The organism is Collinsella sp. CLA-ER-H2 (assembly GCF_040092405.1).
GTDB lineage: Bacteria > Actinomycetota > Coriobacteriia > Coriobacteriales > Coriobacteriaceae > Collinsella.
Genome location: NZ_JBBNLO010000010.1, coordinates 62,160 through 72,956, shown reverse-complemented (window position 1 = coordinate 72,956; position 10,797 = coordinate 62,160). Strand labels below are relative to the sequence as shown.

Here is a 10,797-nt window from a genome sequence, read left to right as displayed (position 1 = left end):
CTACGAGGCATGGGTCGAGGCCGGACTTCCGCTCGATTGGGACAGGCAAGCCTTCGAGGCCGAGCGCAAAATGGATTCTAAAAAACACCTTGCCAAATAGGAGCGTCAGGACGCAAAGAGGCTCCGCAGCGCGAAGCGCGATGCGGAGCCTCTTTGCATGTCCGAGGACGTTCCGGAGAGAAACCCCGTCACGCCCCCGGATTCCCGGTGGGAGTTCTAGACCTTGTCGGCCTTAGTACATACCGCCGCCCTGCTGACCAGCGGTAGCAGCAGCGATTGCGTCCTCAAGCTGAGTGTTCTTGGGGACATCGGAGACGGTAGCCTCGGTGATGAGGATCAGGCTGGCGACAGAAGCAGCGTTCTGCAGGGTGACGCGGCTGACCTTGACGGGGTCGAGGACGCCCATCTCGATCATGTCGCCCCACTCGCCGTTGGCAGAGTTGAGACCCTGGCCGGCGGGCAGCTCGGCAACCTTGTCGACCACGACAGCGCCCTCAAAACCAGCGTTCTTGGCGATGGTAGCGACCGGAGCAGTCAGAGCCTTCTTGACGATATCGACGCCGATCTTCTCCTCGGGGTCGTCGATCTCGACAGCATCGAGCGCAGGAGCAGCGTCCATGAAGGCGACGCCGCCACCGGCGACAATGCCCTCCTCGACAGCAGCGCGGGTTGCCTGCAAGGCGTCCTCGACGCGGTGCTTGATCTCCTTGAGCTCGGACTCGGTAGCAGCGCCGACCTTGATGACGGCAACGCCACCGGAGAGCTTGGCCAGGCGCTCCTGGAGCTTCTCGCGGTCGAAGTCAGAGGTGGTGTTCTCCATCTCACCCTTGATCTGAGCGATACGAGCGTCGATGGCCTCCTTGGAGCCAGCGCCACCGACGACGACGGTGTTGTCCTTGGAGATGGTGACGGACTTAGCGGTACCGAGCATATCAGCGGTGATGTCAGCGACCTTCACGCCCAACTCGTCCAGGGCAGCCTGGCCACCGGTGAGGACGGCGATGTCCTCGAGAATGCGCTTGCGGCGATCGCCGTAGCCCGGGGCCTTGACGGCGCAGACGTTGAGGGCGCCACGGATCTTGTTGAGGACCAGGGTAGGCAGAGCTTCGCCGTCGATGTCCTCAGCGATGATGAGCAGGCCACGGCCAGCGCGCTGGACAGCCTCGAGAACGGGCATGATGTCCTGAACGCTGGAGATCTTCTGGTCGGTGATGAGGATGTACGGATCCTTCATCACGGCCTCCATGCGGTCGTTGTCCGTGACGAAGTAAGCGGAGACATAGCCCTTGTCGAACTGCATGCCCTCGACGGTGTCGATGGTGATGTCGAACGTCTGGGAATCCTCGACGGTGATGACGCCGTCCTTGCCCACGACCTCCATGGCCTCGGCGATCTTCTCGCCGACCTCGGGGTCACCGGCGGAGATGGTACCGACGGAAGCAATCTGCTCCTTGGTCTCGACCGGCTTGGCCTGCTTCTTCATCTCGGCGACGGCGGCGTTGACGGCCTTGTCGATGCCGCGACGGATGGCCAGCGGGTTGGCGCCAGCGGCGACGTTGCGCAGACCGTCGTTGACGATGGCTTGAGCGAGCAGGGTTGCGGTGGTGGTGCCGTCACCCACGGTGTCGTTGGTCTTGGTGGCGACCTCCTTCACCAGCTGAGCGCCCATGTTCTCGATGTTGTCCTCGAGCTCGATCTCCTTGGCGACAGAAACGCCGTCGTTGGTGATGGTCGGAGCACCGAACGTGCGCTGCAGCGCAACGTAGCGACCCTTGGGGCCCATGGTGACGGTAACGGCGTCGGCCAGAGTGTTGACGCCCTTGGCAAGCTTAGCGCGGGCATCGGTGTTGAACGTAATGTTCTTTGCCATGGTAGGTAATCCTCCAAAAGAAACGTGACTCGCGTCGCCGCTTCCGAGTCCTATGCGGCGGGCGCGTTCAAAGACGAATCAGAGATTCTGACGAGACTAGGCCTCGACAACAGCGTAGATGTCGTCGGCGCGCATCAGCAGATACTTCTCGCCGTCGACCTTGACCTCGTTGCCACCGAACTTACCGTAGATGACAACGTCGCCGACCTTGACGTCCATGGGGATGCGCTCACCCTTGTCGTTGACCTTGCCGGCGCCAACGGCAACGATGGTGCCACGCTGCGGCTTCTCCTGAGCGTTGCTGGCGATATACAGACCAGAAGCGGTCTTCTGCTCGGCCTCGTCGGGCTTGACCAGAACACGATCTGCAAGCGGCTTCAAAGACGACATGCTTGTCTCCTCCTTTTTGGGCCGCGCGGTTATACCACGCGAATTAACCCTTTTTGTTTGCGTACGCGTTGAATGGTACCCACGAATGGCGGGTTATACAACACAGAGTCAAAAAATCTTATTTTTTGGCACTTAGATTTTCTGAATGCCGGGGGATAACTTAGCAGTGGCTCCCGTGTGGCTCCGGAGGGGCGGGGCATAAGGTTTCCTGCTCGGGCAGTCCTGCTCGCACGAAGGCCACATTAAGTGGCCTTCGGCTCGTGCGGAACTCGCGATAAACCTTATGCCCCGCCCCTCCGGAGCCACACGGGAGGCAGGTTAACTAATTCGAGCCCGGCATTCAGAAAAGTCAGTGCAGCAAAAAGGCGATGCGGATAGCGACATGGGCATGGTTTTCGTTGCGAGCACGGGTCCCCTGGGGAGCACCGTGCATTTTTGGGAGTTTTCAGCAGGCCAGGGTGGCTGCATACGCGCCGGACATACCTTATTGGTCCCTAGAACGCCTTCAGCGGGCGGTTTTGGTCGGTGGGCAGACCCCGTTGGGACAAATGGGCGTACTTCGCGCCGTACCGGAGCCCAAAATGACGTCAATCTCCGTAACGTTACTCAGCCGCAGCGGCACCGGCAGAGCTCGCGGTGCTGAATACTCCGTTTTTTGCACGGCCCAGGCGGGGGTACATCAGGGCCGGAAAGAACATCTCAGCTTTTTTATGCAATCTGCAACTGGAAGTATGCAAAACACCATGAGGTTTCACTGCTGATGTCCAAATTGAACGCACGGAGCAGCACCTCAACCCCGCGCCCAAATCCAACAGAGCAGGGACGCACATGGCGGATCCTCACCGAAACGCAAACGCGGCTCGAGCGCCATCCCAAAATAAGCTGCCCGAGCCGCGTTTAACGGTAAGACATGAATACTTAGCGCTCGTAGATCAGGTTGCCGGCTAGGTAGGTGGCTTGGACTTTGGTGGCTTGGAGTTCTTGGGGGTCGATGGTGAGTGGGTTTTGGTCCAGGACTACCAGGTCGGCGTATTTGCCGGGTTCCAGGCTGCCGAGGCTTTGCTCGTCGCCCGCTGCATAGGCGCTGCCCAGGGTGTAGTTGCGCAGAGCCGTTGCCGCATCGATACGCTCGCTCGGCAACCAGCCGCCCTCGGGCCAGTGGCTTTTGGGGTCTTGGCGCGTAATAGCCGTGTAGAGCACGTTCATGCTGGTAACAGGCGTGATGGGGCTGTCGGTACCGAAGGCTTGGCGAATGCCGCGCTGCTTATAGGTTGCAAACGGCCACATGATGCGGCTGCGCTCCATGCCCAAATCGCGCTCGGGGCCGCCCGGATCGAGCGTGATGTGGCAGGGCTGGCTCGAGGCGACCACGTTGAGCTTGCGCAGGCGGTCGATGTCCTCGGGCAGGAGGTTCTCCAGATGCTCGAGTGTGTTATGGCCGTGCTGGGGCAGGCCGTACAGGTCGGCGGCCTCCTCAAAGATATCCAGCGCGGCATGAATCGCACCGTCGCCGATGACGTGGATACGCACAGTGTGGCCGCGCTCCGCAGCCGCCAGAACCAGCTTACGCATGCGCTCGGCAGGAACTGTCAGACGGCCCTGGTCGCCCGGGAAGCGCGGATTGGTATAGGGCTCGGTGAGATATGCCGTGTGTTCGCTCGACACGCCGTCGAAGAACTGCTTAAAGCCCGGTGCCGAAAGCAGCACATTGTTCGCGTAACGTGCCTGCAGCTCTTCCAAGCGCGACTGGTCATCCAGCAGCGTGGGGAACAGATGGGCTCGGATGCCCAACTTGCCGGCTGCCTGCAGTTTGTCGTAGACATCGTCGCGGATAAAATCGCAGCCCGGCATAGGCATGAGCGACATATCGCAGATCGAGGTGATACCCTGCTCGGCCATACGCCTCATTTGATCGGCGTAAGCGCTTGCAATGCGATCCTCCCCCAGCCACTCAAGGCAGCGCGGTAGCAGCTGCATGGCAGCCGCCTCGTGAGCAATGCCCGCGAGCTCGCCGCTTGCGTCCTTGTCGTAGCTGCCGCCCGCCGGAGGCTCGCTGTCGCGCGTGACGCCGAGTGCATCGAGTGCGCGGCTGTTGAGCCAAAGCGTATGCCCGTCGCCCGAATACATAACGCAGGGACGATCGGGGAATGCCGCATCGAGCGACGCCTTGGTAGGATGCTCGGGCGGGTCCCAACGGTAGTCGCGCCAGCCCTGCGTCACAACCCAAGCGTCATCGGGCAGGTCCTTGGAAAACTCGAGCGCGTGCTGCACCAGTGCCGCCTCGGACGTGCCCATATCCATGAGCATGTACGGCGAGGAACCGACCGAGGTATGGAAGAAGTGCAGATGAGCGTCATGAAAGCCGGGGCAGACAAACTGCTCGCCGTAGTCGATAACCGACGTGGCGGCAGGAGCGGCGGCGATCACGTCATCGGGCTCACCGACTGCGACGATACGGTCGCCTGCGATGGCAATCGCCAGCTCGCGGGCGGTATCGATGCCGTCTTGCGCGGTAAAGACGTTCTTGGAGCGGATAATCCGATCGATATGTTGCATGGGCATCCCCATCTCTGGCAGGAAATTCAACACCCCCGAGTGTACTCCCCCGCCCTTGTAACAAAACCCCAAGCGGCAAACGGCAACTTTACCAGCCCTAGCGGCAGGTGGCATACTGGAGAGAGCCTGTACGATTTTGCGATCAACCCAGCAAGGAGCAAATCGACCATGACGAAGACCAAGGCACAGCAGATTATGGCGGCGACCGAGGCTCGCGCGGCTGACGACGTCACCGCAGCCATCAAAGATATCGCTACCGAGTTTGAACCCTATATCATCAAGCAGCGCCGGCACTTCCATAAGCACCCGGAGCTGAGCCTTGCCGAGGAGCGCACGACCTCCGACATCGCCAACCAGCTCGACGCCATGAATATCCCCTACGAGCGTCCGCTCAAGACCGGCTTGGTGGCAACGCTTCGCGGTACCGCGTCGGATGCCTACCACGAGGACGGCACGCCGCGCCGCCGCATCCTGCTGCGCGCGGATATCGACGCCCTGCCCGTCACCGAGCAGACCGGCGAGGAGTTTGCCAGCGTCAACGAGGGCTGCATGCACGCCTGCGGCCACGACTGCCACATCGCCATGATGCTCGGCACGCTGCAGATCCTGCGCCATATGACCGACGACATCCACGGCGAAGTCCGCATCGTCTTCCAGCCCAGTGAGGAAAACGGCCAGGGCGCCAAACTCATGATCGGCACGGGCGTGCTCGACGGCGTCGATGGCGCCTACGCCGCGCACATCTGGAGCGAGGTTGACGCCGGCACCGTGAGCTGCGAGCCCGGTCCGCGCATGGCCAATACCGACTGGTTCCGCATCGATGTTCGCGGCACCTCATGCCACGGTGCCATGCCCCAGCGCGGCCACGACGCTGTCATGGTGGCCGCCGAGATCGTCAATGCCCTGCAGACCATCGTTTCGCGCGAGATCAGTCCCTACGAGCCGGCCGTCATTACCGTCGGCGAGCTGCACGGCGGAACCGCGCGCAACGTTATCGCCGGCACGGCCTACCTCGCCGGCACGGTGCGCACCTACGGCGATTCGACCCACGAGGAAATGCCGGAGCTTATGCGTCGCATCGTGGAGCATACCGCGGCCGCCTTGGGCGCCGAGGCAGAGCTCACCGACTACACCATCGCCAACTACAAGGTCGAAAACGACGCCGCCTCGAGCGAGCGCTGCCGTCAGGCCGTAATCAAGTGCTTGGGCCCCACCGGTCAAGGCCATTACCGTGGCACGCTTTCGGGCGAGGATTTTTCAGAGTACCTGCGCCGTGTACCGGGCGTGCTCGCCTTTGTAGGTACGCGCAACCCCAAGATTGGCGCCACGTACGCCCAACATTCCTGCTTCTACAAGATCGACGAGTCGGTGCTGGCAAAGGGCTCCATGGTGGCTGCCCAGTATGCCATCGACTTTTTGGCCGAGCCCACACAAGAAGAGCTCGACGGCCCCACGATTACCGCGGTCGCCGAAACCAACCCCGACCTGGCCGCCAAGTTGCGCTCTGCCAAGACCACGGCCGCCGAGGCCCGCGACGCCATGCACGATGCCCGCACCGCCCGACACGCCGCAATCAAGGGCATCCACGATGCACGTGTCGCCGCTCGCCGCGAGGAGAAGCACGACGAGTAGTCGATCCACGACCATCTCGCAGTCATAGCCGCATCGCGATATCAAAGCGGGGGCGGACGCTTCGGCACGTCCGTCCCCGCTTATTTGTCAAGCGCTATTTCTACCGTTTCCACCCCGTCCCCAAATGGCAGGTGGCAGGGTTACTCGTCCTGCGGGTCCTCGTCGGAGCTTGGCGCAGGCTCGGGCTCAGGCGCAGGCTCGGGCTCCGGTTCCGGCATGGGCGCGGGCTCGGGCTCAGGCACGGGCGTGGGCTCAGGCTCGGGCTCGGGCTCGGGCTCGGGCGCAGGCGCCGGCGCCGCAGCGGAATCGGATACGGGCGCTGCGTCGGCGGCAAAACCAGCCGGAGCAGACTTCTTCTCAAACGGCAGCACAAAAGTCAGGACGTCGTCCTTGTCCTCGTCGGCCCACTCGCTTGCGTAGCGCGCGACCCAATAGCCAACGGCACGGTGCTTGAGCATCTTGCCAAAGACCGTGAGGAATACCGTGACAAACGCCGTCAGCACCAAGAACAATACGAGCGTGATGCCACCGCCGGTAACAAGCGCCTCAATAGCCGTAGGACGGTAGTAGTAGCTATACATACCGACAGAGGCAATGGTGCCAAAGACGAACGTCAGGATCCAGGTGACAACGTTGGCGACCAGGCCCGTCAAAAACTCGGGAAGGAACGAAGCGCAGAACAGTTTGGTCTTGTTGTGCTTAAAGGCCGCCCAGACCTTATCGAGCGAAAACGCGCTCTCGACACGACCGGTCACCGCAAAGTGCATCACGGCAATGTCGGCGAACATCTTAAAGAAGACCCCCAAGACCGCCGTGGCAATCATAGCCAGGACAAGCAGGCCAAGCGAGCCGAACAGCGCCGCCTCGAGTGCATAAGAGCCGTAATACGAATACGAGCCCGCGGCGCCAATTACCACGCTCTCCACCAGCGAAAGCACTACACCGATAACGGGAATGGCAGCGATAACCTCGAGCACGACCGAGATAACGCTCGAAAAGACTCCGAGGCCAAACGACGTGGAACGCATGAGTGGACGATCCATACCGTCATCAACCTTGAGCGACAGATCGCGACCCCACTCAATACCAAAGCCGGAACCACACACGCTCGCAATGCAAGCTGCCAAAAAGCCGATGGCAGCCGCGATACCGCCGATAACGGGAATGAACAGCACGAGCACTGACACGACACAGATGAGCGCCGGCAAAAAGGCGATCTGGCACACGCGCTGCAGCACGCCCGGCGTCTTGGTCATGTCCTCAAACGCCTGAGCCACACAGCCCTTGGACGCATTCGCCACGGGCGGTTGCGGAACAAACTGCTGGGGCTGACCCTGAGGGGCAGAGGCTGCGGCACCGGTATTGGGGGCACCACACGCACCACAGAACTTATCGTTGTCGCCCATGGGGGCACCACACTGCGAACAGAACATCGAGATCATCCCTTCGTATCTTGAGCGAATCATCTGGATCGCAAACGATGTCTTTGGCATCATTATCACCCAATGTGGGGACAAATACTCCAACATGACGCATTTGCAATGCGCAGGGCGCTATTCGATTGTTTGATAAGCTCGACCGCGTTAGTTCGTTCCGCGGAAGCCCTTGCCGACGATCTCGGAGCTGTCGACGATCGTGATAAAGGCACCCGGATCGATCTCGCGAGCATAGCGACGCAGCTGCACGGCCTCGCGACGACTCAGCACGCTCATAATCACCGTCACGCACTTGCCCGAAAAGGCACCGTAGCCGCGGCTGATAGTCGCCGTACGGTTGAGATGTTTGACGATAAACTCCTCGACTTTGCGCGGCTCGGAGCAAATGACCGTGCAGACTTTGCGCAGGTGAATGCTCTCGATGGCCTTGTCGACCACAAGCGTCTTGGCAAACAGGCCAAGCACGCAATACAGACCGACGCGCGGGCCGTACAAGAAGGCCGCGATGGTCACGATGCCGATATCGACCAACAGCAGGGCGCGGCCAATCTCGAGCGTCGTGCGACGTTTGAGGATCATGGCGAGAATGTCCGTGCCGCCCGTCGAGGCACCAATATCAAAGACGATGGCGCTGCCGAGCGCCGGCAGAATCACGGCAAAGCACAGGTCGAGCCACATATCGCCCGTCATCGAGACATCGGTCGGAATAAAGAGCTCAAACAGCGAAACATAGGCGGACAGCGCAAACGAGGCGAAGACGCTCCACAGGATTGCCTTGCGCTCCAAAAAGATAAAACCCAAAACGACGAGAACCGCGTTGATAATCCACATAAAGACGCCGACGGGCAGGGTCGGGAACAGCGTGGACAGAATGACCGACACGCCCGAGGTGCCGCCAAAAGCAAAGTGATTAGGGGTTTTAAACGCGACGATGGCAAAGGCCGTGAGGATCAGGCCCAGATTGAGCTCGGCAAAAAAGCGCGGAAAACCTGGCTCCTGGCTGCGCTTTTGGCCGGCACGCTCGCCGCGCTCGATATCGGTGCGATCAACCACGCGCTCCATCGGCACCACGGGAGGACGACGCACCTCCTCGGCAGCACGCGATGCCGCCTCTGCCGCGGCGGCCTCAATTGCCCATGCCTTGCTTTCTGTTTCGTGCTCGTCGGCCATTACGGCAACTCCTCGTTAACAATTTGGAAACAATGTGCCCATTAGGGTAACGCGGAACGTGGGGATTGCAACCCTTAGTTAGACGAGCGGTATGCCTACATCGGGAGCGTACAGAAACGGCCGGCCACGCTTTTGCTTGCGCGGTCGGCCGTTTAACGTTTTCGCAGATAAAACCTGCCAAAACAAACCTGTCCCTTTTTGGTTGGTTACTCGTGCTGGCTGGTGCGGTGCTCGTACTCCTCGGGGGTGATGACGTCTTCGATACGCAGGTTGACGCCCGCCACCTCAAGGCCAGTCATCGCAGCCAGGCGCTCGGTCACGCGCGTCTTGACGTCATCGAAGATCGCAGGAGCGTAAGCGCCGTACTCGATAATGACGGAGATGTTAACGACCACACGGTTATCATCGGTAACCTCGACCGTTACGCCCTTGGTCAGATTCTCGGCGCCAAACTGCTCCTGCACAAAGTGCATGAGGTTACCCTTCATGCCCAGGACGTGCGGAACCTCACGGGTGGCCATGGCGACAATTTTCTCGATTACGCCGTTAGAATAGGTCAGCGAGTCCTCGGACTCATCCGGCTCCTCATCATCCTCGTCCACCTCGGACTCGGTCTCCACCTCGGCGAGAGACTGACCTTCGAGTTCTACATCCTCGGCTTCGGCGACGACCGCCTCGTTCTCCTCGAGCTCGGTATCGGCTACATCGACCTTCGTATTAAAAGCCATGGTTCCTCCTTATGCCCACCGCACACGCGGCGGTCGAATACGTGCTAGTGGCCGCTAAACAGACGACCGAAGAAGTTGACGATACCGTTCTCGCCGTCGCGGATCTGGCCGATCACGGCACCGATCAGCACAAAGAACGCGATGACCAGCGTATCCCACAGGCCCAGCGTGAGCACCAAAACGGCAAGAATAAAACCCGCGACGGCACCAAGCGTGGTGTTGGGGTGGCGCACGGCATAGCTCCAGATAGCAGCCCCGGTTCCCTTGATGAGACCCATAGCCTCGTCAAAGTCGTTGGCGGCGGCGTCATGCTGCTCGCTGGCCTCGGGCTTGGTGTCGGCGGCCTCGCCTGCCTGCATAGCGCTCTGGTCGATCGTCAGGCGCGGCGTGCGGGCGGTCTTGTCTTGATTGGTATCACTCACCGGAAACCTCCACGGTCTGGACGGTAGTCTTGGACGGTAAAAAGCGGACGCGCGCGGACGTACCCGGCGTGCCGAGCATGGTGTCGCAGGCCTCCTCGATACGCTGCTGCATCGCGGTAGCAAGAGAAGCGACGTCCCTATCGTCGAGCGCGATAGCCTCGACCTTAAAACGGACGCGCGACTCGTCGGAGCCCTGCACGCGTGCCTCGATACGCTCAATCATCACGCGGTCGTCGCGCTCGGCGGCGGCCCTGGCACACGAGGAAAGCGCCGCGAGGGTGACCTCGATATTGCGCTCCCCCGCCGGATGCACGCAAGACGGCTCACGACGGGCAAACATCAAGCGAAAGAAGCCCACCAGCACACCAATCGCCACAACGCCGGCACACACCGTAACGACGATACGCGGCATGGGATCGCGCATCAGCAGCATAAAACGATACGTATACGGTCCCCAGAACTGGCAGACAAGCGTACCCAGTGCCACGATGGCGGCGGCAAGGTACACGATCGCTAGGGCTCGTTTGAGTACGCGCACGCGCGCTCCCTTCAGGTTTCGGTCCACAGAATGCAAAACGATTCGCATCATTATA

Annotated in this window: 9 protein-coding genes; 1 reads left to right on the top strand and 8 read right to left on the bottom strand. The window is 60.9% G+C overall.

Features of this window, described 5'->3' with window-relative positions:
- Nucleotides 1-232: 232 nt before the first annotated feature.
- From groL to AAAX59_RS04465, 3 genes are all read right to left on the bottom strand, one after another.
- A complete protein-coding gene (groL, locus tag AAAX59_RS04475) occupies nt 233-1,870 on the bottom strand; it encodes a chaperonin GroEL (protein WP_006234938.1) in 1,638 nt (545 codons plus the stop codon).
- 96 nt (nt 1,871-1,966) lie between these two features.
- A complete protein-coding gene (gene groES, locus AAAX59_RS04470; RefSeq protein ID WP_022094351.1) occupies nt 1,967-2,260 on the bottom strand; it encodes a co-chaperone GroES in 294 nt (97 codons plus the stop codon).
- 918 nt (nt 2,261-3,178) lie between these two features.
- Nucleotides 3,179-4,822, bottom strand: coding sequence for an amidohydrolase (locus tag AAAX59_RS04465; RefSeq protein ID WP_349070836.1), 1,644 nt, complete (start codon nt 4,820-4,822; stop codon nt 3,179-3,181).
- A 162-nt stretch (nt 4,823-4,984) separates the two neighbouring features.
- Here AAAX59_RS04465 and AAAX59_RS04460 point away from each other — a divergent pair, with 162 nt between their 5' ends.
- Complete coding sequence (locus tag AAAX59_RS04460) at nt 4,985-6,448, top strand: M20 family metallopeptidase (protein WP_349070835.1); 1,464 nt, start codon at nt 4,985-4,987, stop codon at nt 6,446-6,448.
- 140 nt (nt 6,449-6,588) lie between these two features.
- Here the strand turns inward: AAAX59_RS04460 and AAAX59_RS04455 are convergent, their stop codons facing one another.
- The 5 genes from AAAX59_RS04455 to AAAX59_RS04435 all read right to left on the bottom strand — a co-directional run bounded on the left by AAAX59_RS04455 (nt 6,589) and on the right by AAAX59_RS04435 (nt 10,742).
- Nucleotides 6,589-7,881 (bottom strand): zinc-ribbon domain-containing protein, encoded by a 1,293-nt coding sequence (locus AAAX59_RS04455; protein ID WP_349070834.1) that lies wholly within the window; start codon nt 7,879-7,881, stop codon nt 6,589-6,591.
- A gap of 150 nt (nt 7,882-8,031) precedes the next feature.
- Nucleotides 8,032-9,054 (bottom strand): YitT family protein, encoded by a 1,023-nt coding sequence (locus AAAX59_RS04450; RefSeq protein ID WP_349070833.1) that lies wholly within the window; start codon nt 9,052-9,054, stop codon nt 8,032-8,034.
- Between the two features lie 206 nt (nt 9,055-9,260).
- A complete protein-coding gene (locus tag AAAX59_RS04445) occupies nt 9,261-9,782 on the bottom strand; it encodes an Asp23/Gls24 family envelope stress response protein (RefSeq protein ID WP_349070831.1) in 522 nt (173 codons plus the stop codon).
- A gap of 44 nt (nt 9,783-9,826) precedes the next feature.
- Nucleotides 9,827-10,204: a DUF2273 domain-containing protein gene (locus AAAX59_RS04440; protein ID WP_349070830.1), complete on the bottom strand. Its 378-nt coding sequence runs from the start codon at nt 10,202-10,204 to the stop codon at nt 9,827-9,829.
- Nucleotides 10,197-10,742: a hypothetical protein gene (locus tag AAAX59_RS04435; RefSeq protein ID WP_349070829.1), complete on the bottom strand. Its 546-nt coding sequence runs from the start codon at nt 10,740-10,742 to the stop codon at nt 10,197-10,199. Before AAAX59_RS04435 ends, AAAX59_RS04440 begins: the two co-directional genes overlap by 8 nt.
- Nucleotides 10,743-10,797: the final 55 nt, after the last annotated feature.